The following is a 24,054-nucleotide window of genomic DNA, read 5'->3' as shown; positions in this document are numbered from 1 at the left end:
GGTGTGCACGCATCTCACCAGCTCACCAGTCGCAGGGGCTTGCGGTCGGGGGTGGGGAGTCGTTCGGTTGCCAATTCGGGGACGGCCTTGCGCAGCACCTGGATGCCGAGCGGCACCAGTACCAGACACAGGAGGCCCGTCGAGACGACGTCGAGGAAGGTGCTCGCCTTGAGATGGCCGGTCCACAGTGTTCCCGCCCAGAGGAACAGCAGGAGACGCCCCACACCGAACGTGCCCGACCGGTAGGCCCCGATGGCCAGCACAAGCGTTCCGATGTACAGGCAGAAGGCAGCCGTGACGGGAACCCTCCACGGTCCATAAGAGACGTCCACATACGTGTTCATCACGACCTTGGTCGTCTGTTCAAGGCCCAGCTGCCCGATCATCTGGAAGGCTGTCTGATCGACGCCCGCCCAGTACAGGCGAGAGAAGAGGCCCAGGACGAGGAGCGTGCCGCCCACGAGGGCGGACCACGGAGATCTCGCGGCGACGATCCGGGCGAGCGTGATGACCGCGGGACACAGCAGGATGGCGCCGAGGGCGAAGCACGCGTAGCCGGCGGTGACCAGCGTGGGGTTTTCCACGTACGCGGCCAACTGAGACGGCGCGGCGAACGGCTGCCTGTCGAACTCCGCCAACTGCTCGGGGGTAAAGGCTCCCGAGTTCAGCGCCAGGTACCGCAGAAGCAACCCGGCCGACCATACGAGAGGGGCAAGGACAAGCGCCACTCCTCCGATGATCCGTCCTGGAAGCCAGGCATTGTGCTGAAGGAGAGCAGGGGTCTTCCATGTGCTGCCCGGTCGGGCAGTCTGGTCTGCTTGCGGCATGACGACCACCCTGGATCACAGATGGCGCGATCACATCCGTCAATCGATACAGCAGGCGTCTCTTTAGTTGGAGCACTCCCGAGTGCCCTGGACCCCGCCCGAGAAGGACCTGGCCAGAGCCGGGGCACTCCTGCGGGCCGGGTGGGAGGGCGAGCGCCCACCGGAACGCGACCTGTCGGCGCTGGTGAGCTGACGAAGCTCATCCGGACGAGGTGGCCGGGGCCCGGGACTCGGCGCCGGGCGTCTGCTGGATCAGGATCGTGGTGGCGCGTTCGAGGAGCGCGCACAACGCGTCGCGCTCGGCCGGGGTGAAAGCCGCGCCGAGTGCGCGCTCCAGCACGATGACCTCTCGATAAGCACCGTCCAGCACGCGCCGACCCTGTTCGGTCAGCGAGGCGATGAGGACCTTGGAATGTACGGGCGAGGCCTCGCGGACGATGAGTTCCTTGTTCTGGAGGCCGGTCAGGACAGAGGCCATGGTCTGCTGTGTGACGCCACAGGAGCGGGCGAGTTGCGCACCGGACCTGCCGTCCTCGCGCGACAGTGTCAGCAACACGGTGTACTGCGTCATGGTGAGGCCATAGCCGCGCAGAACGGCCTCATGGTGGGCCATCAGAGCCTGCTCGGTGCGGCGGATGCGCGTACAGAGGTATTCCTCGGCGGGGACATCGGTCATTAATCAACAGCTCCCTGTGTTGACTCAGGTACCTGATATTCGTAAGGTTTCTCGGTATCAGGATACTGAGTCAACACAGGGAGCTGTAACGATGAAGGCCGTGATTTTCGACGCCGACGACCGGTTCGCCCTCGCCGACATCGACGAGCCCATCCCCGCTGCGGGGCAGGTCGCGATCCGGGTGCAATACGCCGGAATCCAGTACGGCGATGTGCTCGTCCGCAGCGGCCACTTCCCCGTGCCGCGCCCCTTCGTGCCCGGCTTCGAGGCCGCCGGCCGCGTCGTCGCGGTCGGCGAAGGCGTGGACGCGGGCCGTGTCGGGCAGCGCGTGACCGCCCTGACCAGCGCGGGGGCATACGCCGAGGTCGTGGTGGCGCCAGACCTCCTCGCCTTCGACGCCGCCGGCGTGGACCCTCGGACGGCCGCCGGGTTCGGCTGGGCCACCCCGACCGCCTACGACCTGATCAACACCGTCGGCCGGGTACGTCCCGGTGACAGCGTGCTCATCCATGCGGCGGCGGGGGGCGTCGGCACGCTCGCGGCCCAGTTCGCCAAGGCCGCCGGAGCCGCCCGCATCGTGGGAGTGGTCGGCGGCACCGCCCAGGCCGACTACGCCACGCGCTTCGGCTACGACCTGCTGGTGACACGCGAGGACTTCCCCGGCGCCCTCGCCGACGAGCGGTTCGATGTGATCCTGGATCCCATCGGCGGGCCGACCCGTCTGGCCAGCCTGGAGCGGCTCGCGCCGCACGGCCGCCTGACGATCTATGGCAACATCGCCACCTTCGAACCTGTCGAGATCAACACCAACGACCTGCTCATGAGCGGAAGGTCAGCCCTGACCTACAACAGCAACCTCCTCAGCCAGACCCACCCGCAACGCTTGGCCGACAGCGCCACCCAGGCACTGCGACTGCTGGCCGACCACACGGTCCGCGTGGACGTCACCGCCGAGTATGAGATGGCCGACCTCGATACCGCCATCGAACGGCTGGCCAATGGTGACATCCACGGCAAGAGCATCGTCCGCATCGCCTGACCCGCCCGACCATAAGCCGGCCGGCGGAGGCGCCGCACTGGCAAGCTCCAGAAGGACCTCGCCATGGCACGCCTCGCCCTCGGGGCAAGGGCAGCACAGCGACCGACCGCGCAGTTCGTGAAGGTGTTCGCGTATCCATCGTCGATCGAACCGACGATTGCCTACCTGGAGCACGTCCGAGTCCCCCGGAATCGAGCCAAGAATCCACGACCGATACCGCTGGGCACATAGCTCGTGGGCGGCATGCTCGTCATCGGCGATGCCGTCCGCGAGCGCGTCCGCCACCGTGAAGGGATTGCCCCACCGCGAGGTACGGTCAACGATCACCGCACCGGCCGGCTTCCGCCAACCAGGGGCACGGCGCCGCCGAATCCGAACCGGAGTCATCCCCCACCTCGGATCGACGATGGGCTCCAGAGCGCTGAAGACACTGGCGCACCTGCTCACAGATCGCGACGATGCGGCAAGACTCAGAAGTCAAGCGGAACGAAGTGCCACGGCATGCCCTACGTCGTACCCCCGTCGCGCGGGAAGGGATGCTCAGGCCGGCGGGGCGTAGGCGGCGCTGGTGTTGTCGGCGGCGGCCTTCGCCTGGTCGGCGGGGGCGCCCGCCGCCTCGTGAGCCTCCCCCCACAACCGGCTGCACGTCTTGCTGTAGGTACGGCCCTCCTCGCTTCCCTGCCAGGCGATCGGATCGCCGATGGATTCGCCCGCCAGGTGGAGGGCCAGGCCGAGCAGCCCCTGGTCCCAGCCGACGCCCACGGCGCCCGGTCCGAACCGGTCCCAGAACTCGGGCGGCGCGGCGGCGGTGTGCCGGAGCTCGAACAGCGTGCGCTCGGCGCCGTCGGCCGACAGCCGTACCTCGACCTCGGAGAGCCCGGGGGCGTCGCCGAAGATCCAGGAGACCTTGAAGCGGTGCGGCGGCTCGCACTCCAGGACCTCTCCACCGGCGTTGCCTTCGAGCTGGTAGTGGCCGCCGAGCTGAAGGTCCCCCTTGACGGGCAGGAACCAGCGGCTGATGCGCTCCGCGGACGTGCAGGCGTCCCACAAGTCCTCGATGTCGGCGTCGTAGTGGCGGCGCAGCACGACGGTCTTGAGCTCGTCGCCGTCTTCCAGTTGCCGGTGGACGTATTCGATCTGCTTGATGATGTCGATCATGTGTGCTCGTTTCTCGATGATGGGCCGGGAGCGCGGCGTTCCCGCTTGCCCCGAGCCAGCTCGGTGGCCAGCGCGTCCAGCCGCTGCTCCCAGAACCCGCGAAAGCGTTCCAGCCAGAGGTCGACCTCCCGCAGCGGCCCGGGCTCGACGGCGTAGAGCCGCCGGGTGCCCTCGGCTCGCACGCTGGCGAACCCGTTGTCCCGCAGCACCCGCAGATGCTGTGAGACGGCCGGTTGGGAGATGCCGTGCTCGCTCTGGATGACCGCGGTGACCTCGCCGGAGCTCAGCTCGCCATCGGCCAGCAGTTCCAGGATCCGGCGCCGGACCGGGTCGCCGAGGACGTCGAATGCATGCACATGACGGATTATTTCAAGCCGGACTTATATAAGTCAATGTTGATATTCAAGTGGTCGCCGGGCGGATAGGACCGGAGGGGGGTGGCCTATCCGCCCGGCGGGTCTGTGTGTCACCGTGCCAGGTAGGCGCGGATGATCGCCACGGTCCCGCGGATGATCGTCACCGTGTCGCGTAGGCGCGGATGACCTCCTGGGAGAAGGCGTTGCCATCGACGTCAGCGGCCTTGAGCCGCAGCGAGACGAAGCTCCCGGGCCGCCGGTCCAGCGTGGCCTCGTAGGAGTCCGTGCCGCCCTTCGCGCGCAGGCGGCTCGCCCGCCACGTGGCGCCGTCGTCATAGGACACCTCCAGGGACACCTCCTTCAGCGCGCTCCGCGCCGCCCCCTCCTGGCGATGGAAGGACACGCCGAGCTTGGCCGAGCGGGCCTGGTTCTTCAGGTCGACGGGCGCGTCGATCCCGGCCAGGATGAGCGGGATCACCGTGGCGACCCCCGCGTCCACGTGCTCCGAGCCGAACGTCCACACCGACCGGATACGCGTCGACAGCTTCGCCCAGGTGGCCTCGTTGCGCACGTCGTACTCGATCCGGTACGTGGACTTCTCCACCGGCAGGGGCACGCTGCCCGAAGGCAGGTAGTTGGTCTGCTGGAGCAGTGAGTCGCCCTGGTAGAGGCGGAAATCGGTTTTCATGCCGTGCTCGAACGTGCTGGTGTAGGTGTCGCCGTAGTTGCCGCTCGCGTCGACGAAGCCCTGCATGGAGATGCGCAGTTTGTCGCCCTCCCTGCGCAGCGGATTGCGCGGGTTGACGCCCGGCAGCAGCGGCTGCTTGAACCAGGTGCGCTCCACCCGCTCCCCCGCCTTATAGCTGCGGAACTCCGGCGACGACAGAGCGACGCGTGGAGTGTCCACGTGCGGCCACATCGTGTTGTAGTGCCGCTCGGGACTGCCCGCCGAGGAGCTCCAGCGCAGGTCGGGATCGGGGGTGAAGTACTGGACCTGGGTACGCGGCGTCTTGGCCAGCGGCCGGTTCGTGGAGATCGACGAGGTGTCCCACGGCTCGAACACGAACCGCGCCTCGTTCACCGTCACGTCGTCGGCGAGCTGGCTGTGATAGCCCGCCTCGGTCCTGGCCAGGGACCGGTCGCGCACCACGTACCGCAGCGAGTCCGGCACCCGGCCCTTCTCTCGCAGGTACAGGTCGTACACGTAAGGGCTGGCCACGATCCCCTTGGCCAGGACGGGCACGGGCAGCCGCCGCAGCCGCTCGACCAGCTTCAGACCCTCCTCCTGCGTCAACCGTACGGTCGGGACCGTGAGCTTGACGCCGGTGCCGCCCGAGGTGATGTCCGCCCCCGGACGGTCGCTGTAGATCGCCACCATTCTGGCTCCCGCGGCCGCGGCCGCGTTGGACTGGGCCGAGACGGGCACGCCGTCGGTACGGCGGATGACCGCCAGCTTGCCGCGCAGGTCGCGGGCCTTGATCTCCTCGGCCGTGCCACGTCCGGCGTCGACCGCCGCGAGCAGGGCAGTGCCGTCCAGCTTCGGGTATTCCGTGGCGTAGTCGCTGAAGGAGACCGGGTCGTAGTACTGGGGGTTCAGGTCGAGGCCCGGAGCCGTCAGGGTGATCGCGGGTGCCTCCAGCCGCCAGCGGGTGGCGACGGTGAAGGTGCCCTTGGTGACCTTCCTGGTCGGCTGGATGAACAGCCGCTCCTCGACCTGCCCGCCGGGCGAGATGTTGGTGCCGCCGCGCAGCGCCGTCCCCTTCTCGCCGGCGCGGTACCAGGCGAGCTGCGCCGCGGCGCCCATGTTCCGCTTGGTCTTGTGGTCGGGGGTCCGGATCTCGACCTCGACCGCCTTGCGGGCGTCGAGGACGACCTCGGTGTCCCCGGTGATCTTCATCTCGGGGTCGCCGACGAGGCTCTCGTTCAGTGGCTTGCCCGTCGCCGTGCTGTCCTGGGTGGCGGGCATGGTGAAGATGTGGCCGAGCACGGAGTAGGTGCCGGGCTTGACCAGCAGGCAGGTGCCGGTGCCGGACTTCTGCTCGGTGCACGGCTGGGCCGGGTCGCCGGGCAGGACGCGTCCGACCAGGGTGCCCTCGTCCAGGTTCAGCACCGTGAACCCGCCGCGCGCGTTGCGGCCGTCCCTGGCCACCCCGCGTACTCGCAGCTGAACGCGCCGCTGCTCGACGCTCGCGGTCAGCAGGGTCCGTACGGCGGCGCCGCCGGGAACGCTCGCCGACAGCTCCTCCCGCAGTCGGCCGGGCGGTGCGCCCTTGAGGGTCACCTTCACCTCGGCCTGCCCGGCGGCGGGCACGGTCACCTCGCCGGGTTCGGCGGTGAACGGGCCGCCGGCCTTCAGGTCCAGCTCGACGGGCTCCTTGCCGAGGTTGCGGTACGTCATCGTGACGCTCTTGTCGGCGCCTTCCACGAGGCCGCCGAAGTTCACCGAGCCGGCCGAGGCGACGACGGCGCCCTTCAGCGCCGCGCCGACGTCGATCCGGCCGGTGCCCCGAGCGTCGGCGGGCGTGCCCGGCATGGGCTTGGCGCTCTCCATCAGCAAGGATTTCAGCTCGGGCCCGGTGATGCCGGGCCGGGCCTGCCGCAGCAGCGCCGCGGCGCCCGCGACGTGCGGGGTGGCCATCGAGGTGCCCGACATCGTGACGTAGCCGCCGCCCGCCTTGGCGGCGGTGATCTCCACGCCCGGCGCGGTGACGTCGGGCTTGACCGAGCCGTCCACGGCGATCGGGCCCCTGCTGGAGAAGGTGGCCAGCTGGTCGGCGCGATCGACCGCGCCGACGGTCAGCGCGTCGGCGGAGTCGCCGGGGGCCCCGACGCAGCCATCGCAGCCGTCGTTACCCGCCGCCACCACGAACAACGTGCCGTACTGCTGGGACAGCCGCGACACGGCCGAGGAGAGCGGCCCGCCCGCGACGCGGCTGCCCAGGCTCATGTTGACGACCTGCGCGTGCTTCTCCCCCGCCGCCCACTCCATGCCGTCGATGATCCAGGAGAGCTGACCCTTGCCGTCAGCGCCCAGAACCCGGCCGTTCAGCAGCCCCGCCCCGGGCGCCACGCCCTTGCGGCGGCCGTCCGAGGCGGCGCCGGAGCCCGCGATGGTGCTCGCCACGTGGGTGCCGTGGCCGTTGGGGTCGCCGGTGATGTTCTCGCCGGTGAAGTCGCGCTGGTCGGTCACCTTCCCGGCCAGGTCGGCATGGGTGGCGTCGACGCCGGTGTCGAGCACGGCCACGGTCGTGCCCGTGCCGTCGAAGCCGGCCGCCCACGCCTCGGGCGCGCCGATCTGGGGCACGCTGTTCTCCAGCACGGGCTCCACCTTGCGGTCGAGCCAGATCTTCGACACCCCGGCCAACGGGCTCGCCGCGCGGGCTGCGGTTCCGGCGGCGAGCCCGGCCAGCGCGGCGCCGAAACGGGCCGCGTCATGGGTGGCGATCGACACCCCCGCACCGCCGATGCTCTCCAGCGTGCGGAGCTGCTTGACGGCCGGGATGGCGGACTTGGTGGTGTTGCCCTCGTAGGTGAGGATGAGCGGGATCGCGGCGTCGTACCCGTCCTCGGCCAGCTCCGAGACGTCGAACAGCGCCGCGTCGAGACGCTGCGGGACCAGGGCGGCGACGTCGTCGGGGATGACGCTCAGCTGTCCGTCGGTCTCCAGCACCTGGAAGTTCGGCACGAAGCCGTCCGCGCGCGGGGCCGGAGTGATCGTCACCGCCTGGTGCCCGCCGTCGACGGCGCGCAGGTGCACCTGGTCGCCGGTGATGAGCGTGATCTCACCGCCGGACGTACCGACCGCGAGCCCTGAGGTCGAGGCCGCCACCTCGGCGCCGGCCTGGGCACCGGGCACCGACAGCGCGGAGACGGCCAGCACCGCCGCGACGGTGGCCACCGCCCATCGCCCACGCAGCATTGACGACCTCCAGCGAATCGGTAAGTGAAGCTACCGAATTCCTAGTGGTCATGATCTGGCGTTGTCCATGCGAAAGGTGTGGCCAGATCCCGACTTGTCGTGAACTCGCCAGCCCTAAGGAGCGCTCACTCCCCGAACTCGGCGGCATGATCGGCAACCCACTCGGCGAAGGTCCGCGCCGGACGGCCGAGCACGCGCTCCACCTCCCCGGTCACTCGTGCGGGCTGCCCGACACCCCTGGCGTACCTGGCCATCAGCGCCTCGACGAACGGCTGGGGGAAACCGCGCGAAATCATCCCCTGCGCCGCTGCCTCCGGCGGGATCTCCTGGTAGCGCAGCGGCCTGCCGATCACCTCGCCGATGATCGCCACTGTCTCCTCGTGGGTGAGTGAGTGCGGGCCGGTCAGCTCCAGCCTCTGGCCCGCGAACTCGTCCGTGAGCAGCGCGCGGGCGCCGACCGCGGCCAGGTCCCGCTCGTGGATCAGTGCTTCGGCGAACTTCGCGTACGGCCCGCGCACGACGTCGCCGACCCGGATCTGGCCGCCCCACGAGTGCAGGGTGTTGACCGCGAACGAACAGGCCCGCAGGCTTACCCACTCCAGACCACTGCCGATGGCGGCCTCCTCGGCCTCCTTGTTCCTGTCGCCTCTGAAGCGGGACGGCTGGTCCGCCAAGTCGTCGTCGACGTTGCTCGCCGACAGAGCGACCACCCGCCGCACCCCGTTCCGCCGGGCCATATCCAGCAGTTCGACGCCGCCACTGGCCACCGCGCGCGGGTGGAGGAACAGCGCGCTGACACCGTCGAAGACGTCCGGTCGCGCCACGACCTCCACCCCGTCGGGCAACCCGGCGGTCTGCGGTGAACGGCTGACGGCGCGGACCTTGGCGCCCTCCGCGACGAGCAGCTCGATCAGGGGGCGTGCGACGAGGCCGGTGGATCCGGTTACTAAGATCATGAGATGTCCCATCGATGTTGAGCGGTTTCCGAGCTAAGAGCGGTGCCGGGCCCCGGAGTGTGACGCGCTCCCGGAATCTCGGCTGCGGAGCTGGGGTAATGTTCGGAGACTCGGTGCCCCAGAAGGAGACCTCTGCTCTTGTCCGAATCCCTGAAGGCCGACTGCGAGAGCTGCTTCGGGCTGTGCTGCGTGGCGCTGCCCTTCGCCGCCTCGGCCGACTTCGCGATCGACAAGGACGCCGGACGGCCGTGCCCCAACCTGGAGGCGGACTTCCGCTGCGGCATCCACCGCGACCTCAGGGAGCGCGGCTTTCCGGGCTGCACGGTCTATGACTGCTTCGGCGCGGGGCAGAAGGTCTCCCAGGTCACCTTCGCCGGGCAGGACTGGCGGCGGGCTCCGGAGACGGCGACGCGGATGTTCGCGGTGTTCCCGGTGGTGCGCCAGCTCCACGAGTTGCTGTGGTACCTCACCGAGGCGCTGACCTTCGACCCGGCCCGCGAGCTCCACGACGATCTCCGCGCCGCGCTCGACGAGACCGGGCGGCTCAGCCGTGCCGACGCCGACACCCTCCTGCTCGTTGACGTGCCCACGCACCGGCAGAGCGTCAACACCCTGCTGCTGCGTACGAGCGAGCTGGTCCGGGGCGAGACCCCGCGCCGGAAGAACCGCAGGGGCGCCGACCTCATCGGCGCCAAGCTCAAGGGCGCCGACCTCCGAGGCGCCGACCTACGGGGGGCCTACCTCATCGGCGCCGATCTGCGCGGCGCGGACCTGCGGCTGGCCGACCTGATCGGCGCCGACCTCAGGGGCGCCGAGCTGGCCGGCGCCGATCTCACGGGCAGCATCTTCCTCACCCAGCCGCAGCTCAACGCGGCCAGAGGCGACAGCGCCACGAAGCTGTCGTCCGCGCTCACGCGCCCGGCCCACTGGTCGGCCCCGGACCGGCCACGACGGGGTGCCCGGCCGCGCCGATGACGCGCCCCGGCGACGCGTGCGGCGCCGACACCGGAGCGCCTGAAGAGCTGAAGGCGCAGGGCGCCAGGGGTTTCATGTTCGGTACGAGTCGCGCCCACTCCTGCGGCTGGGGCACGGAGGCGATGTCGCAGGCGTGGCGCAGCGCCGTCCCTTCGTCCAGATCCCACCAGCGCACCGTGCCGAGCGCTCCGGTGACGGCCAGCCGGCCATGGCCGGAGGCGAAGCCCAGCGCCCGGACGGAGCCCTGACGGGTGGACAGGGCGAACAGCTCGCGGCGTCCCTGGACCTGCCAGAGCCGCACCATGCCGTCGTCGGAGCCGATCGCCAGCATGGCGCCGTCCGCGCTGTAGGCGAGCGCCGTGATCGGCGCGGCGGCGACCATGAGGAGCCGCCGCGAGGCGGGATCACCCAGTCGCCGCACGTAGACGGCCCGGTCCTCGCCTGTGGTCAGCGTCCCCGCGCCGGGGTCGAACGCGAGCGTGCCCACCGTCCCGCTCGCCGTCCACTTGTCCACTCTGCCGGCTTGACCCGCGGTGATGTGCCACACCAGGATCTCGTTGCCATAGCCGCCCGCCACGAGGTCACCTTCGGGATCGACGGCGACACCGTGCTGGTCTCCGGCTCCGGAGTCGAGCCGGTAGAGCTCGGTGCGGCGCCGGAGACTCCAGACCCGAATCCGCCCCCTGTCACCACCGGCCACCAGCAGGTCTCCGTCCTTCCCGCCCCTGGCCAGCGCGCGGATGTGTGGGTAGGGCAGGGACAACTGCTCGCACTGCCCGGTCGCGGCGGCGGGTCCGCCGAAGCGAACCACGCCGTCGGCGGCACCCGTCACCAGCCCCCAGGGTCCCCATGCCGCCGCGACCGTCTCCGGCTCGGGACAGCCGCGGATCTCCCAGCCCGCGGTGTCCCAGATGGCCCCGGTCGTGTCGGCGGCGGCGCTGACCAGCAGCGTTCCGCTGCGGGGGAAGGCGACCGCGTGTACGGGGGCACTGTGGCCGGTCAGCTCGGCGACCCGGCGGCCCGCCGCCACGTCCCACAGCAGGATCCGCTGGTCCTCACCCGCCGTGGCGAGCAGCTGGCCGTCGCCGCGGAAGTCGAGATCCCACACAGCGCCGCGATGCCCGGTGAGCACGCCCGACGGGTGCCAGTCGGAGGTACGCCAGAGTCGTACGGCACCGTCGTCACCGGCGGCGGCCAGTCGCGTGCCGTCCGGGCTGAAGACGACGTCGTGCAACGCGTGCGCGCCCGCTGGGAGAGCCGGCGGCGGCCCGCTCGCGCCGTCGGTGCGCCAGAGCCGCAGCTTCCCGTCGTGGCCGGCGGCGGCCAGCAGCGTGCCATCGGGGCTGAACGCGGCACCTTCGATCGCGTCGGACCCCCACGGCGGAGCCGGCAGCGCCCGCAGGTCGCTCACCCGCCACAACACGACCCCGGTCCCGGCCACGGCCAGGACCGCGCCCTTCTGATCGAAGGAGAGACCGCCCATCGCCGTGCCGCCCGGCAGCTCGCGCGTCGCCAGTCTCTTGCCGGTCCCGGCGTCCCACATCCGCAGCCGCCTGTCCTCGCCCGCCCCGGCGACCAGGCGCCCGTCCGGGCTGACGGCGATGGCGGTGAGGCGGGCGGAGAGGTCTTCCAGCGTATGGGTCACGGTCCGGCGGCGGGCGTCCCACAGCAGGGCGCGGCCACCGTGGTCGACGGTGGCGAGCGTCGAGCCGTCGGCGCTGAGGGACGCTCCCCACAGGGCCGCCCCGTGCCCGGCCAGGCGCCCGGCGAACCCTCCCGCCTGCGTGCTCATCAGCGCGCCGAGCGACTGCGGAGTGCGGTCCTGCTCAACGGCCGCCGCGGCGAGCAGCGCCGACACCTCCGGCCGGTGGCCGGTCAGCCGGGCCGCCTCGACCGACAGCCGCCCGGCCAGGGAGCTGCGTTCCTGCCGGTGCGCCTCCGCCGCCTGCCTGACCGCCACCACCGTGCCGACCGCGGTCAGCGCCAGTGTGATTCCGAGGCAGCGGACCAGGCGGCGTAGCCGGCGGTTACGTCGTACCGTCTCCACTTGCTCGGCCTCACCGCATTGCCGGCTGGCGCTCAGGAAGGCGCACTCGGCGGGGGTGAGGTTGACGGCGAGTGCCGCGTCGGCCCATTCGCGCAGCATGGTCAGCTGGGGACCGCGCAGCAGCAGGCCGTCGTCGCGGCCCGCGCGTTCCCACGCCTCGGCGGCGTCGGCGAGCTGCCGCCGGATCCGCAGCCCCGCCCGGTCGGCGTCGATCCAGCCTTTCAGCCGGGGCCAGGCGTCGAACAGGACCTCGTGGCTGATCTCCACCCATGCGGCGTTGGCCGTCAGCAGCCGGGCCCGGATGAACGCCTCCAGGACGGCCTCGTCCCCGTCGTCGGTCAGTGCCTGGCGGGCGAGCCGGCGGCGGGTGTCGGCCGTCCCGTCGCCGACCTGGATCAGGCGCAGCAGCATGTGCCGGGCCACCTGCTGCTGCGCCGGGTCGAGCTCCGCGTACGCCTGCTCCGCCGTGACCTCGATCGCCCCCCGGATGCCGCCCGTACGCTCGTAGCCCGCGACGGTGAGCAGCGTGCCGGTCCGCTTCTGCCAGGTCGCCCGCAGCGCATGGGACAGCAGGGGCAGCGCCCCGGCGTCGCAGGCGCCGCTGGTCCGGGCGCCCACATCGCGCAGCAGCAGCTCGACCAGGCCGGCTTCGATGTCCAGCTGCGCCACGGCGGCCGGCTCGCTGATCGCCTGCCGCAGCTGCCCGGCCGCCATCGGGCCGAGCGGCAGGCAACGCGCCCGAAGCGCCGCCAGCAGCGGCGGGTGCGCCACGCACTGGCCGTAGAAATCGGCGCGTACGCCCAGGACCACCGCGAGCCCGGCCGCCGCCCGGTGGCACAGCTCGGCGATGAACGCCTGCCGCGCGGCCTCGTCGCCGCACAGCGTGAACAGCTCCTCGAACTGGTCGACGATCACCAGGGTGCGGGAGTCGACGCCGCCCAGCTCGCGCATCGGCTGGGCGGTCGGCGTCAGGTACGCCACACTCGGCCGGCCCGGCCGGCGACCAGGAAGCGCGCCCCGCAGCACGGCCGGGGCCAGACCGGCGCGCAGCAGCGAGGACTTGCCCACTCCCGATGGGCCGATCACGATCGCCGGATGACCCGCCGTCTCGGGGTCGGCGAGCAGGGCCACCAGGTCGGCCACGGCCCGCTCGCGGCCGAAGAACAAGCGCGCGTCCCCGGTGCGGAAGGACGTCAGCCCCGGATAGGGGCAGCCGGCCGCGGGCCGGGACCGCGCACGGCCCGTCTCGACCCGCCGCCGCGGCTCGGCTCCCAACTCGGCCTCACGAGAATCCGCTGCGTTCGCCACATGGGAAATCTACCGTCACCCAACGTGATGGGAGATGGACTCTTCGTATATCAGGAGATGCTGGTGGCCCTCATGGTCGGGGTAACCCGTAGGTGTCGTCGTTCGGCCGGCTCCTCCGCGCCGACCACGGTCAGAATCGGGGTGCCCGGCAGCGCGAACATGGTCACCACCATCTGCGACCGCGCGTCCGGAAGGTTGTCGGCGCCCTGGAGGTGGATCACGTCGCCCCCGGGCACGGGGACGGTTGTGGGGTGTTCAGACGGTCGGCTCCAGGTACCGGCTCAGCACCTCGGCCTCCGCGCGGAGCCGCTCGGCGTGGTCGTCGCGGCCCAGCCGCTCGTACTCCTGCGCGGCGACCGAGCGCTCCCGCACTTCCTTCTCGAGGATCGACAGCAGATCGGCCTCGGTGAGGAGGCGACGTTCCACGTCGGCGGTGCCCAGGCCGGCGGTCGATCCTGCGAAGTGCTCGTTGTACTCAGGGCCGCCGGGCGACGGGGAGTCGACCGGGACGGCTTCGGCGTTCTCGATCGCCGCCAGGGCGGAGCGGAGGGCGGTGATCGCGATGCGGTCGCGGGCCTTGAGGGCGGTTTTCAGGTCGTCGCGCAGGTTGGCGCGCATGTGCCGAGCTCCTGATCTGGGGTGAGGATAACAATACGGCTGTACGATAGCGGGGTGCCGCGGGTTGCCGATCATGACCAGCGTCGTGTCCAGATCGCATGGGCATTCCAGCGTCTGCTCGCCGCGCAGGGGTTGGCCGGCGTCTCGTTCTCGCGCGTGGCGGCGGAGGCCGGGGTTTCGGTCGGGCTCATTCAGCACTACTTCGCCGGCAAGGACGAACTGCTCCGCTTCGCCTACGACGACGCCGTGCGTCGCATGAGCGAGCGGGTGGGGGCGCGTGTCCGCGAGGGCTCGGATGCCGGTCTCCAGGTCTCGCAGGTGCTGCTCGACAGCCTTGTCGAGCTGTTGCCGCTGGACGAGGAGCGGGAGATCGAGTATCGCGTCCGGCAGTGCCTTTCGGCTCAGGCGCCGTATCACCCCGGACTCGCCGAGGTCGCCCGGCGGGCGGGCGGTGACCTGCTCGGATACGTCACGATGGCGGTCGAGGACGGCAGGAGGCGCGGTGAGGTCGATTCCGGCGTGGACGCCGTGCTCGCCGCCCGCATGATCCTGGCGACCTTGCAGGGCCTGGCCGATCAGGTCGCGCTCTCGGGTGCGGACGCGTTCTCGGCGCGCGAGGTATTGCGCCCGGTCGTCGCCACGGTGTTCGCCGGGCGTCACGATCGCTCACTCTCCTGACTGTGGTGCTTTTCCATCGCAATATGGTCATACTGTTACCGTAGCAATATGACCATATTGCTACGGAGGCCCGGCGGCCGAGGACCCGCGACGCGCACACTGACCACGGAGCTCGCACCATGACCCAGCACGTGACCGTACGGCTGAGCGGCGGTGCCATCCGTGGCCACCGGCTTGACGGCCATCTCTCCTTCCGGGGGATTCCTTATGCCGCGGCCCCGATCGGAGACCGGCGATGGCGGCCGCCCGCGCCGGTCGAGCCGTGGACCGGGGTCCGGGACGCGACCGTGCCCGGAAACCCGGCGCCGCAGCTGGCCCAGTCGTTCGCGGACGTCACCTCCGTGGACGAGGACTGTCTGACGCTCGACATCACTGTTCCGGAGGCCGCCCAGGGCACCGGGCGCCCGGTGCTGGTATGGCTGCACGGCGGCGGCGGGACGAACGGCAGCGCCGCTGCCTACGACGCTCAGCGACTGGCCGTAGCCGGCGACGTCGTCGTCGTGGCACCGAACTTCCGGCTCGGCGTGTTCGGCTGCTTTGGCCACCCGGGTCTGGCCGACGGCGGCACCTTCGGTCTGCGGGATCAGCAGGCGGTACTTCGCTGGGTGCGGCGGGAAATCGCGCAATTCGGCGGCGACCCGGCGAATGTGACCCTGGTCGGGGAGTCGTACGGGGCCCTCATGATCGCCGCGCACCTCGTGTCACCCGCGTCGGCGGGGTTGTTCCACCGAGCGATCCTGCAGAGCGCGTTCTCGGTCCTGGGCACGACGCCGGCACACACTTTCATTCCCGGTGTTCCGGAGCTCCCGCCGAGGTGGGCCCCGGTGGCCGAGCTGGAGCAGTTCGGCGCCGCGATCGCGGCCGAGCGCGGCTGGGTCACGCCGGGCAGTGACCCCGAGTCGGCGCTCGCGCAGCTCCGGCGGGTCCCGGTGACAGACCTGCTCCAGGCGTCGGACTCCTTCATCCGGCCCGCCTTCGGCGGGATCACCCTGCCGGAGTCGCCCTCGACGGCGATACCCGCCGGACGCTTCCACCGGATACCGCTGATGCTGGGCGCCACGCGCGACGAGGCGCGTTTCTTCGTCGGGCTCTTCGCCGACCTCGTCGGCAACCCGGTCACAGCCGAGAGCTACCCGCGATTGGTGGCCGAGGCGTTCGGTGACTCGGCCGATCAGGTCGCCGCCCGCTACCCTCTCGACGGCTTCCCGACACCGAGCCTCGCCTGGGCCCAGATCGCCACGGACCGGGCCTGGGCGCGGCCGGCCTGGGAGCTGGGCCGCGCCTTCGCCGCGCGCACCAGCACCTGGTTCTACGAGTTCGCCGATCGGGCCGCCCCATCGCTCATACCGCTTCCGGGGTTCCCGGCCGGCGCCCAGCATTCGAGCGCTCTCGCGTACCAATTCGACTTTCCCGGCGGCGGTACGTCGCTGTCGGCGGCACAACGTGAGTTCGCCGACCGGATGAACCAGTACTGGACGACCTTCGCCCGCCACGGTGATCCCGCCCGCGCGGACCTGCCGGACTGGCCCGACGTCAGCACCGGTTACGTTCAATCCCTGGCACCCGAACGGATCGGCGGTACGGACTACGTGGCCGAGCATGACCTCGACTTCTGGGGACGAATGCCCTGAACCTTCCCTTCGATCTGAGCAAGGATGGTCGATGGAGACCACGGCGGAAGGGTTGCTGGCCGCGGCCCAGGCCGGGGATCAGAGTGCCTTCGGCCGGCTGGTGGGGCCGTTGCGGGGCGAACTGCACGCGCACTGCTACCGGATGCTCGGCTCCGTTCACGACGCCGACGACGCCGTGCAGGAGACGCTGGATCGTGCCTGGCGCAAGCTGGCGAAGTTCGAGGACCGAGTGGGCATCCGGCCGTGGCTGTACAGAATCGCTACCAATCGGGCTTTGACCCTCATCGAGCGTCGGGGACGGCGCGAACTGCCCACTGACCTGAGCGGGCCGTCGGCCGAGGTGGCGTGGCTGGAGCCGTACCCAGACCGGCTGGTGAGCTGGACGGCCGAGATGTCGCCCGAGGCCCGGGCGGTGACGCGGGAGAGTGTGGAGTTGGCGTTCGTGGCGGCGCTGCAGCATCTGTCGGCCCAGCAGCGGGCCGTGCTGTTGCTGCGTGATGTCCTCGGCTACGCCGCCCGTGATGCCGCCGACCTGCTGTCGACCACCGTTCCGGCGGTCAACAGCGCGCTCCAGCGGGCCAGGAAGGCCCTCGCCGGCCGCCTCCCCGAGGCCACCCGGCCGAGCGAGGCGGAGCAGCGTCAGGTGGCGCTCCAGTACGCGGCCGCCTGGGAGAGCGGTAATGTCGAGGCCATCGTGGCGATGCTGACCGAGGACGCGAAGTACTCGATGCCGCCGCTGACCGCCTGGTACGCGGGCCACGAAGCCATCCGGGCCTTCCTGCTCGAGGGGCCGCTCAAGCGGCGGTGGCGGTTGCTGCCCGCGCGGGCGAACGGGCAGCTCGCCTTCGGCACGTACATGTGGGAAGAGCACAGAGCCGCCTACGTTCCGGCCGGCCTGGATCTGCTCGTCCTGCGCGGCTCGCGGGTCGCGGAGGTGGTCTCGTTCCTGGATGCCGATTTCGCCATGTTCGGGCTCGCGCCGATGATTTTCGCCGATGGCTCGGGTTGTAGTCCTGGCGGATACACCTGAACCGGAAGGGCAGCCTCCATGTCGATCAACGAAGAGCGGATCCGCGGCCTGATCGAGGCCTGGGCCAAGGCCGTGCACCGTGGTGAGCCGGCGGCCGTTGTCGCCGACCACGCCGAGGACATCGTGATGTTCGACGTGCCCGGGGAGGTGCGCGGCATCGAGACGTACCGGAAGGCGTGGCCGCCGTTCTTCGAGTGGCAGGCGCAAGGAGCGCTGTTCGAGATCGAGACGCTGGAGGTCACCGCCGGTGACGATGTCGCCTTCGCCCACGCCCTGCTTCGCTGCGGCATGCCCGAGGACGTGGCGCGGCACCGGCTGCGGCTGACGCTCGGCCTGCGCAAGAAAGACGGGCGATGGGTCGTGGCCCACGAGCACCACTCGTTCCCCCTCGCCGACCACAGCGCGGGCGACCAGGAGGGCTGATGCCTCTCCGGGGAAGACTCAGCGGAGCTCGCCGGTGATGATCCACAGGTGGCCGAATGGGTCACGGACGCGGCCCGAGCGCTTGCCGTAGGGCCGGTTCTCGATCGGCACGAGCACCTCGGCGCCGTGGGCGATCATGCGTTCGCCGACCGCGTCCGGGTCCCTGACCTCGATCTCCAGGAGTACCGCGGAGCCGCCGAGATCGCTTGGTGAGAGCCAGCCCCACGAGGTGACGGCCGGCGAGACGCGGAAGGATGAACCACCGATGTGGTGGTCGACGACGGCGGGCCGTCCGTCGTCGCCCTGCGGAGCACGGAACACTTGCTCGGCGCCCAGGGCGTCCTGGTAGAACGCCGACGCGTGGTCGGGGTCGGGCACGATGAGACGAGGGGTGATGCGGATATCTGGCGTCATGTGCCCATGGTGAGGTCGGGCGGGCGTGGGGGTCTTGAACATACGGGAACGAACGCGCCCGCATCGGTCGTCACCTGGACGCGCGCTCCTCGCCCAGCGGCCGGTTCGACGTACGCTCCTCGCCCGGTGGCCGGTCGCGGGCCGGCGAACCCCGTACGGCCAGGCCTTCGGCCCGCAGCCACTCGGTGGGCGTGCACCCGGCCATGGCCCGCCACTCCCGGGTGAGATGCGCCTGATCGGCGAATCCCGACGCGGCGGCCACCGCCGCCAGGCCGTCCCCTCCCCCACTGGCGGCGGCCACGAGCCGGCCCCGGGCGGCCTCGAAGCGGACGAGCCGTTGGTACTCCTTCGGCGTCACCCCGAACTCGGTACGAACCCTGCTGCTCAGATGCCGCCGGGAGCACCCGAGCAGCCGAGCCGCCTCCTGCACCCGGGTGGTCCCGGACAGGACCGCGAGCGTGGCCCGCAGCTCGCGGCTGTTGGCGCGGTCGCCGTGCCGGGCCAGGCCGGTGAGCAGCGAGCGTTCGACGAGGGCGCGACGTTGCGGCCAGGACCGGCAGGCCGCCAAGCGCTCCGGCAGGTCCGCCATCGCCGGGACGACGTCGGCGAGATCGGCGATGTCCCCGGCCACCGCCGACGAGGGAAGTCCCAGCAGCGCGCCGACACCCAGTGGGCTGAGCGTCAACCACACGCCGCGCGTGCACCCCTCTTGCCGCAGCTCGGCCGCGCTCAGATGGAGCCCGGCCACCACGGCCCGGAGCCGTCTGCGCGAACCGGGCCGCCCGACCCAGGCGATCTCCAGCGGGTCGTCCTCGGGAATCGTGATCGACACCGTGGATGAGGGAAGCCCGCGATGAACGCCGCCCGAGCCCGGCCCGAGATCGTAGGCGGCCAGCGTCGCCACGAATGGCGCCAAGGCGGTGGAGATCTGATCGGCAGGCACGGTCACCTTGTCACACTACGGCGGACAAGCTCCACGGCTACTGGCCGCCATCGCTACCGAAACCTCCGAGAGGCGCTCGCCGCGCGATGATCTTGCGGTGGCTGATCCGCCATCCCTGGCCGCCGTACGAGATCACATCGTCGTAGGTCGCGCTTCCGCAGGTGCCACCCGCCATGATGGAGATCCCCTTGGATCGGGCGCGCACCTTGCCGTCGGCGAGTTCGGTGAGCACGACGTTGGTCACGTGATGGGCCACAGGGTTTCGCGCGCCCAGCGTGAGCGCGGCGTCCAGGATCGCCGCCACGCCCTCCAGTGATCCGACGCCGTAGTCAGTGGCGTCGTAGACGACGTCGGGGGTGAACAGCTCGTCCAGCCGGTCGAACTCGCCGTCGTCGAACAGGTGCCCGTGCAGGGAGATCAGCTCTGTGATGGCCGCGCGGTCGTCGGCGCTCAGTGTCATGCCGGCCAGACTAAGTGGGGAACTCCCCATTTAGCAACCGACGCCGCTTCGCTGATTCCGCTCGCTCGGGCACCCGATCCTGAACGACCTGAGCGAGCGCTACGGCCACACGGTCCACCTCGGAGGGCTGGCCGGAGCGGACCGCGACCCTGGTCTGGAACGCCTCGGCGGCCACTGACCGCCACGTACGTTCGGAACTCCTACCTTGTCCCGGCCATGGAGAAGCGCACCGGCATCCGTTTAACGCCGTTAATGAAATCCGACCGCATCCGCTTGACCGGCCCCGCGTGCTCCGCCTCGGGGAAGCGGCGCAGCAGTTCCCTGATCATGCAGTTGATCTGCAGCCGGGCCAGGTTGGCGCCCAGGCAGAAGTGCGGCCCACCGCCGCCGAACGTCATGTGGTCGTTGGGGCTGCGGCGGATGTCGAAGGTGTACGGGTCGGCGAAGACGTCCTCGTCATGGTTGCCGGACATGTAGAAGGTCACCACCTTCTCCCCCTCGGCGATCTTCTGGCCGCGGAGCTCGGTGTCGCGCGTGGCCGTACGCCGGAAGTTGTGGATCGAGGAGCCCCAGCGCAGGAACTCCTCGGTGGCGCTGCTCCACAGGCCTTCGTCGTCGAGGCCGGACGCCAGGTCGCGGTAGCTGTCCGGGTGGAGGATGAGGGCGTTCATGGCGTGGGCGATGAGGTTGCGGGTGGTCTCGTTCCCGGCGACGCAGAGGATCACGAAGAAGGAGTCGATCTCTTCCCTGGTCAGCCTGTCGCCGTCGACCTCGCCCTCCACCAGCGCGGTGAGGATGTCGTCACGCGGGTTGCGGCGGCGGTCGTCGACCAGGCCGTCGCAGTAGGAGAAGATCTCGGCCCCGGCGATCTCGCCGTCCTCGGGTGTGGTGCGGAAGTCGGGATCCTGGAAGCCGACCATGCGGTTGGACCATTCGAAGATCAGGTGGTGGTCCTCCTCGGGGACGCCGATCAGGTCGCAGATCATCTGCAGCGGCAGGTATTCGGCCACGTCGGTCACGAACTCGACCTCGCCGTCCCGCTCCCGTACGGCTTCCGCGATCTTCTCGGCGCGCCGTTGGATGGTGCCCCGCAGCCGGGCGATCGTCCTGGGCGTGAAGCCCGCGCTCACCAGCCGGCGGTAGCGGGTCTGCTTGGGCGGGTCCATGTTCAGCAGCATCATGCTGGCGATCTCGATGAACTCCGGCGTCTGGGTACGGATGAACGCGGTCCCGATCTCGGTCGACCAGGTCTGTACGTCCCGGCTGATCGCTTTTATGTCCTGATATTTCGTGACAGCCCAGAAGCCGGTGTCGTCAGGAACGTCATGCCAGTGGACGGGCGCGTTCCGGCGCAGGTAGGCGAACTGGTCGTGCGGAACTTCGCGTTCCCACGTCTCTTCGAGCAGGTTGATCCGCATGGGCTCCCTTTCGGCGCGAGAATCTAGGAGTCGAGCAGTTCGAGCGGTCGGGACGGCCCGGGGCCCGGGACGTCGAAGGACTCAGGGGTCGGGCAGTCCGAGCAGGTCGCGCAGGCTCTCCACGACGGCCCGCTGCTCGACCGCGGCGGGATCGAGCCGGTGCTGGACCGCGCAGCCGATCAGCACCCCGAGCACGGCCGTGGCCGTCCGCTCCGGCGATCGGCGCAGCGGCACGCCCGCCGTCTCGGCCCAGTCGGACAGCCCGCCGGCGAGCCGGGCGCGGATGTCGGCATAACGCCTGGCCAGTGGCTCGGCGATGACGGGATCACGCGCGCCGTGCAGCCACAGCTCCAGCTCGAGCAGGAGCCATGACGCACCGCGATCCTCGTCTTTACATGTCAGCGCTTCGAACAGGGCGGCCAGCCGCTCGTCGAGTTCGGTGACCTCCTCGAACCCGGCGAGCAACTCGGCCGCGGTCTGGTCCTTCCACACCTCCAGCAGCGCGAGCAGCAGCCCTTCCTTGCCGCCGAAGTGGTTGTACAGCGCGCCGGTCGTGCGATCGGCCACATCGGCCACCGCCTCGGCCGACACCGCGTGGAACCCCTTGCGGGCGAACAGGTCAGCGGCCGCGTCGATCAGCCGGGCCCGGGTCTCGGCCCGCCGCTGATCCTGGGTACGCGCCACCGGGGTGCTCCCGTCTGATATCGGGTCTACTACATATGTTTACCTCTCGATATATATGCTCGAACGAGCGCTAGGTCAACTGCCGGGCGGGCTCGGTCGCCGGCTTCTCACGCGGACTGAACAGGAGACAGGACAGGACGGCGACCACCAGCACCACGGCGCACATCACGAGGGTGGTCTGCATGGCGTGGAGGAAGCCGGTGGCGAACGTGTCGGCGGTGACGCGTTCGTACAGGCTTCTCGTGGCGGGGCTCAGTCCGCCGGGCGGCGTGGGCGGGCTGTAGTCGCGCGCGGCGGCGGCGCTGTCGTCGATGAACCGGGCGCGCAGGTTCTCCGGTAGCTGACCGGCGCGCTTCTCGGCCTCGTCGCGCAGGGTCGAGGAGAGGCGGGCCGACAGCAGGACGCCCAGTACGGCGGTGCCGAGGACGCCACCGATCTGCCGGGTGGTGCTGGACACGCCGGAGGCCGCCCCGGCCAGCCGGGGATCGACACCGTCCATGGTGGCCTGCAGCAGGGGCACGAACGTGGCACCGCCGGCGATCCCGATGACGGTCAAACCGGGTTGCAGGCTCCACGCGCCGCCGGCGGGTCCGGCCATGGCGACCAGCACCAGCAGGCCGACGGCCAGCAGCGTCAGGCCTGCCGTCAGGATGTACTTGCCGCCGAACCTGTCCGACAGCCGCCCGGCGTACGCCGAGCCGACCGCGGTGAGGACGGCGCTCGGCAGGATCACCAGGCCGGTCTCCAGCGCCGAGTACCCGCGCGCCATCTGCAGGTACAGCACCACCACGAACATGATGCCGATCATGCCGAGCTGGAATACGAACCCGACCCAGTTACCGACCGCGAAGTTGCGCGCGCCGAACAGGACCAGCGGCATCAGGGGCTCGTCCCGCTGCCGGTGCTGCCACAGGACGAACACCACCAGCAGCGTGACGCCCGCGACGATGACCGAGGCGATGCTGATCGGCCCGGTGATGGTGCCCCAGCTATAGCGTTCTCCCTCGATCAGGCCGAACACGATGCCGCTCAGCCCGGCGGTGGCCAGCGCGACGCCGACCAGATCGAGCCGGTGCTGACGGCCCGCGCGCATGGGCGGCGCGAAGGTCAGCGCCAGCACGGCGGTGATGATCCCGATCGGGACGTTGATGAAGAAGATCCAGCGCCAGTCGAGGTGGGCGAGCAGGAAGCCGCCGACGACCGGTCCGACGATCGGGGCGAAGCCGACGATCGACCCGAACAGCCCGAACGCCCGGCCGCGCAGCCGTGGCGGGAAGATCGTCAGGATCGATGAGATGACCTGCGGGAACAGCAGCGCCCCGCCCAGTCCCTGCAGCAGCCGGGCGGCCAGCAACTGGGGTGATGAGTCGGCCAGCCCGCACAGTGCCGAGGCGATGGTGAAGGTGCTGATGCCGATCACGTACAACCGGCGGTATCCGAAGATGTCCCCCAGCCGCCCGGTGGTGATCAGCAGCACCGAGAAGACGAGCAGGTAGCCGTCGATGACCCACAGCACCTGGTCGTAGGAGGCGTCGATGCCATGGATCAGCGTGGGGACGGCGACGTTGACGATGGATCCGTCGAGCAGCGACATGAAGAAGCCGATGCACATGATCGCGAGAACCAGCCACGGACGCCGCGTGACCGGTGGTTCGGTGGCTTTGATTTCCGGCATTCCGGAGACCTCTCTGAGGGCAACCGTCTGCTGGGTGAGGACACGCGCCACTGATGCCAGAATGGCTCAAACCTCGGAGGAGACCAGAAGGGCCGCCGCGCGTCGCCACCATGCAGAACACCCTTGTCCAGGATGTGGTGAGCGACTTCCACCTTCCCCGTGTCATCGGGACCCGGGGGAAGCTGGTAGGCGGGGCGGAAAGCCCAACGGTGAGAAGTCGGTTCGCAGCTTAGCGCCGCGCGTGGCGGATCTTCAACCGTCCTGTCCCCATGGCCCCGGAGATCTGGATTCGCGGTCCGCAGGGTCGTACGCGCCGCGGGGTCTTGTGGAGCGGGGTCTTCCAGCCGGTGCGCAGACCCTCGACGTCGACGATCGCGTCGCGAGGTACCGTGATCTCGGCGCCGCCGGTGCCGAGGTGCAGCTCAATGTCGACCACCGAATGGTCGATGATCGCCCGGGACAGGTCCAGACGGACCCTTCCGAGTGCGGACTCGACCTTGAGGGTCCGAGGTACGCGCCATGGGCCGCGCCGCTGGATCCGTCCGCTGACGGCGGCGATCGTGGCCGTGGTGCCCGCGTCCTCCTCCGGGAGGGAGGCCAGAGCCGACCCGAGTTCGCTGTGCGTGTTGGCGGTGAGCACCTGGTGGAGGCGTTCGTCGAGTTCCTCGTACGAGAGGTGCCCTTCGGCGTACGCCTCCTGAAGGCGCCGTACGGCCGTGTCGCGGTCGTCTTCGCTGACCACGATCGGATCCATGACCCCTCCATTGGGTACCTCGTACGCAGTTGAGATGGCCAGGGTAAGTCACTGGGTACTATGTA

22 protein-coding genes and 1 pseudogene are annotated in these 24,054 nt (G+C 70.3%); 6 read left to right on the top strand and 17 right to left on the bottom strand.

Annotated features, from left to right (window positions below; all coding sequences use genetic code 11):
• Positions 1 to 14 precede the first annotated feature (14 nt).
• Together ACIBO2_RS57710 and ACIBO2_RS57705 are read right to left on the bottom strand one after the other, a co-directional pair.
• Positions 15 to 827 (bottom strand): hypothetical protein, encoded by an 813-nt coding sequence (locus tag ACIBO2_RS57710; RefSeq protein WP_397305247.1) that lies wholly within the window; start codon positions 825 to 827, stop codon positions 15 to 17.
• A 199-nt stretch (positions 828 to 1,026) separates the two neighbouring features.
• Positions 1,027 to 1,503, bottom strand: coding sequence for a MarR family transcriptional regulator (locus ACIBO2_RS57705; RefSeq protein ID WP_358555900.1), 477 nt, complete (start codon positions 1,501 to 1,503; stop codon positions 1,027 to 1,029).
• Between the two features lie 91 nt (positions 1,504 to 1,594).
• Between ACIBO2_RS57705 and ACIBO2_RS57700 the strand changes: the two genes are divergently transcribed.
• Positions 1,595 to 2,542 carry a zinc-binding alcohol dehydrogenase family protein gene (locus ACIBO2_RS57700; protein WP_358555903.1) on the top strand — a complete coding sequence of 316 codons (948 nt, stop codon included), beginning with the start codon at positions 1,595 to 1,597 and terminating at the stop codon, positions 2,540 to 2,542.
• A 57-nt stretch (positions 2,543 to 2,599) separates the two neighbouring features.
• On the opposite strand, the pseudogene ACIBO2_RS57695 reads toward ACIBO2_RS57700, so the two are convergent.
• The 5 genes and pseudogenes from ACIBO2_RS57695 to ACIBO2_RS57675 all read right to left on the bottom strand — a co-directional run.
• Positions 2,600 to 2,929 (bottom strand): annotated as a pseudogene (locus ACIBO2_RS57695) (DUF4326 domain-containing protein); the annotation flags it as partial.
• Positions 2,930 to 3,082: 153 nt separating this feature from the next.
• The gene (locus ACIBO2_RS57690; protein WP_358555906.1) at positions 3,083 to 3,700 is read right to left on the bottom strand and encodes an SRPBCC family protein; all 618 of its coding nucleotides are present in this window, start codon (positions 3,698 to 3,700) and stop codon (positions 3,083 to 3,085) included.
• Positions 3,697 to 4,056, bottom strand: a complete 360-nt coding sequence (locus ACIBO2_RS57685) for a metalloregulator ArsR/SmtB family transcription factor (protein WP_358555909.1) — start codon at positions 4,054 to 4,056, stop codon at positions 3,697 to 3,699. Before ACIBO2_RS57685 ends, ACIBO2_RS57690 begins: the two co-directional genes overlap by 4 nt.
• A gap of 160 nt (positions 4,057 to 4,216) precedes the next feature.
• Entirely contained in the window at positions 4,217 to 7,975 is a 3,759-nt protein-coding gene (locus ACIBO2_RS57680; protein ID WP_397305246.1) for a S8 family peptidase, read from the bottom strand.
• 125 nt (positions 7,976 to 8,100) lie between these two features.
• Positions 8,101 to 8,931: an NAD(P)H-binding protein gene (locus tag ACIBO2_RS57675; RefSeq protein ID WP_358555915.1), complete on the bottom strand. Its 831-nt coding sequence runs from the start codon at positions 8,929 to 8,931 to the stop codon at positions 8,101 to 8,103.
• A gap of 138 nt (positions 8,932 to 9,069) precedes the next feature.
• On the opposite strand from ACIBO2_RS57675, the gene ACIBO2_RS57670 reads away from it, so the two are divergent.
• Positions 9,070 to 9,906 (top strand): pentapeptide repeat-containing protein, encoded by an 837-nt coding sequence (locus tag ACIBO2_RS57670; RefSeq protein WP_358555918.1) that lies wholly within the window; start codon positions 9,070 to 9,072, stop codon positions 9,904 to 9,906.
• On the opposite strand, the gene ACIBO2_RS57665 is transcribed toward ACIBO2_RS57670, so the two are convergent.
• From ACIBO2_RS57665 to ACIBO2_RS57655, 3 genes are read right to left on the bottom strand one after another with little or no spacing between them, the layout of a single operon-like run.
• Entirely contained in the window at positions 9,842 to 13,261 is a 3,420-nt protein-coding gene (locus ACIBO2_RS57665) for a hypothetical protein (RefSeq protein WP_397305244.1), read from the bottom strand. The genes ACIBO2_RS57670 and ACIBO2_RS57665 overlap by 65 nt on opposite strands.
• A 50-nt stretch (positions 13,262 to 13,311) precedes the next feature.
• Positions 13,312 to 13,497, bottom strand: a complete 186-nt coding sequence (locus ACIBO2_RS57660; protein WP_358555924.1) for a hypothetical protein — start codon at positions 13,495 to 13,497, stop codon at positions 13,312 to 13,314.
• 19 nt (positions 13,498 to 13,516) lie between these two features.
• Entirely contained in the window at positions 13,517 to 13,879 is a 363-nt protein-coding gene (locus ACIBO2_RS57655; protein WP_358555927.1) for a GatB/YqeY domain-containing protein, read from the bottom strand.
• A gap of 54 nt (positions 13,880 to 13,933) precedes the next feature.
• On the opposite strand from ACIBO2_RS57655, the gene ACIBO2_RS57650 reads away from it, so the two are divergent.
• The 4 genes from ACIBO2_RS57650 (at position 13,934) to ACIBO2_RS57635 (ending at position 17,641) form a co-directional block, all read left to right on the top strand.
• Entirely contained in the window at positions 13,934 to 14,557 is a 624-nt protein-coding gene (locus tag ACIBO2_RS57650; RefSeq protein ID WP_358555930.1) for a TetR/AcrR family transcriptional regulator, read from the top strand.
• Positions 14,558 to 14,676: 119 nt separating this feature from the next.
• Positions 14,677 to 16,188, top strand: coding sequence for a carboxylesterase/lipase family protein (locus ACIBO2_RS57645; RefSeq protein WP_397305243.1), 1,512 nt, complete (start codon positions 14,677 to 14,679; stop codon positions 16,186 to 16,188).
• 31 nt (positions 16,189 to 16,219) lie between these two features.
• Positions 16,220 to 17,218, top strand: a complete 999-nt coding sequence (locus tag ACIBO2_RS57640) for a sigma-70 family RNA polymerase sigma factor (protein ID WP_358555935.1) — start codon at positions 16,220 to 16,222, stop codon at positions 17,216 to 17,218.
• Between the two features lie 18 nt (positions 17,219 to 17,236).
• Positions 17,237 to 17,641: a YybH family protein gene (locus ACIBO2_RS57635; protein WP_397305242.1), complete on the top strand. Its 405-nt coding sequence runs from the start codon at positions 17,237 to 17,239 to the stop codon at positions 17,639 to 17,641.
• A gap of 18 nt (positions 17,642 to 17,659) precedes the next feature.
• Here the strand turns inward: ACIBO2_RS57635 and ACIBO2_RS57630 are convergent, their stop codons facing one another.
• The 7 genes from ACIBO2_RS57630 to ACIBO2_RS57600 form a co-directional block, all read right to left on the bottom strand.
• Complete coding sequence (locus ACIBO2_RS57630; protein WP_358555941.1) at positions 17,660 to 18,055, bottom strand: VOC family protein; 396 nt, start codon at positions 18,053 to 18,055, stop codon at positions 17,660 to 17,662.
• Positions 18,056 to 18,125: 70 nt separating this feature from the next.
• Positions 18,126 to 19,004 carry a helix-turn-helix domain-containing protein gene (locus ACIBO2_RS57625; RefSeq protein WP_397305241.1) on the bottom strand — a complete coding sequence of 293 codons (879 nt, stop codon included), beginning with the start codon at positions 19,002 to 19,004 and terminating at the stop codon, positions 18,126 to 18,128.
• A gap of 31 nt (positions 19,005 to 19,035) precedes the next feature.
• Complete coding sequence (locus tag ACIBO2_RS57620; RefSeq protein ID WP_358555948.1) at positions 19,036 to 19,458, bottom strand: nuclear transport factor 2 family protein; 423 nt, start codon at positions 19,456 to 19,458, stop codon at positions 19,036 to 19,038.
• 200 nt (positions 19,459 to 19,658) lie between these two features.
• A complete protein-coding gene (locus tag ACIBO2_RS57615; RefSeq protein ID WP_358555951.1) occupies positions 19,659 to 20,876 on the bottom strand; it encodes a cytochrome P450 in 1,218 nt (405 codons plus the stop codon).
• An 81-nt stretch (positions 20,877 to 20,957) separates the two neighbouring features.
• Positions 20,958 to 21,560: a TetR/AcrR family transcriptional regulator gene (locus tag ACIBO2_RS57610; protein ID WP_397305240.1), complete on the bottom strand. Its 603-nt coding sequence runs from the start codon at positions 21,558 to 21,560 to the stop codon at positions 20,958 to 20,960.
• 70 nt (positions 21,561 to 21,630) lie between these two features.
• On the bottom strand, positions 21,631 to 23,235 hold the full coding sequence (locus ACIBO2_RS57605) for a DHA2 family efflux MFS transporter permease subunit (protein ID WP_397305239.1): 1,605 nt from the start codon (positions 23,233 to 23,235) through the stop codon (positions 21,631 to 21,633).
• A gap of 229 nt (positions 23,236 to 23,464) precedes the next feature.
• Positions 23,465 to 23,989 (bottom strand): DUF1707 domain-containing protein, encoded by a 525-nt coding sequence (locus tag ACIBO2_RS57600; protein WP_397305238.1) that lies wholly within the window; start codon positions 23,987 to 23,989, stop codon positions 23,465 to 23,467.
• Positions 23,990 to 24,054 lie beyond the last annotated feature (65 nt).

Source organism: Nonomuraea sp. NPDC050022 (genome assembly GCF_044460705.1).
Lineage (GTDB): Bacteria > Actinomycetota > Actinomycetes > Streptosporangiales > Streptosporangiaceae > Nonomuraea.
Note: the sequence above shows the minus strand (reverse complement) of the source record. Positions and strands in the feature narration are given on the sequence as shown.

What these genes read in the sequence shown, in the direction of transcription:
- ACIBO2_RS57710 (WP_397305247.1), bottom strand. Translation starts at nt 827, where the DNA reads ATGCCGCAAGCAGACCAGACTGCCCGACCGGGCAGCACATGGAAGACC.
- ACIBO2_RS57705 (WP_358555900.1), bottom strand. Translation starts at nt 1,503, where the DNA reads ATGACCGATGTCCCCGCCGAGGAATACCTCTGTACGCGCATCCGCCGC.
- ACIBO2_RS57700 (WP_358555903.1), top strand. Translation starts at nt 1,595, where the DNA reads ATGAAGGCCGTGATTTTCGACGCCGACGACCGGTTCGCCCTCGCCGAC.
- ACIBO2_RS57690 (WP_358555906.1), bottom strand. Translation starts at nt 3,700, where the DNA reads ATGATCGACATCATCAAGCAGATCGAATACGTCCACCGGCAACTGGAA.
- ACIBO2_RS57680 (WP_397305246.1), bottom strand. Translation starts at nt 7,975, where the DNA reads ATGCTGCGTGGGCGATGGGCGGTGGCCACCGTCGCGGCGGTGCTGGCC.
- ACIBO2_RS57675 (WP_358555915.1), bottom strand. Translation starts at nt 8,931, where the DNA reads ATGATCTTAGTAACCGGATCCACCGGCCTCGTCGCACGCCCCCTGATC.
- ACIBO2_RS57655 (WP_358555927.1), bottom strand. Translation starts at nt 13,879, where the DNA reads ATGCGCGCCAACCTGCGCGACGACCTGAAAACCGCCCTCAAGGCCCGC.
- ACIBO2_RS57645 (WP_397305243.1), top strand. Translation starts at nt 14,677, where the DNA reads ATGACCCAGCACGTGACCGTACGGCTGAGCGGCGGTGCCATCCGTGGC.
- ACIBO2_RS57640 (WP_358555935.1), top strand. Translation starts at nt 16,220, where the DNA reads ATGGAGACCACGGCGGAAGGGTTGCTGGCCGCGGCCCAGGCCGGGGAT.
- ACIBO2_RS57635 (WP_397305242.1), top strand. Translation starts at nt 17,237, where the DNA reads ATGTCGATCAACGAAGAGCGGATCCGCGGCCTGATCGAGGCCTGGGCC.
- ACIBO2_RS57630 (WP_358555941.1), bottom strand. Translation starts at nt 18,055, where the DNA reads ATGACGCCAGATATCCGCATCACCCCTCGTCTCATCGTGCCCGACCCC.
- ACIBO2_RS57620 (WP_358555948.1), bottom strand. Translation starts at nt 19,458, where the DNA reads ATGACACTGAGCGCCGACGACCGCGCGGCCATCACAGAGCTGATCTCC.
- ACIBO2_RS57615 (WP_358555951.1), bottom strand. Translation starts at nt 20,876, where the DNA reads ATGCGGATCAACCTGCTCGAAGAGACGTGGGAACGCGAAGTTCCGCAC.
- ACIBO2_RS57605 (WP_397305239.1), bottom strand. Translation starts at nt 23,235, where the DNA reads ATGCCGGAAATCAAAGCCACCGAACCACCGGTCACGCGGCGTCCGTGG.
- ACIBO2_RS57600 (WP_397305238.1), bottom strand. Translation starts at nt 23,989, where the DNA reads ATGGATCCGATCGTGGTCAGCGAAGACGACCGCGACACGGCCGTACGG.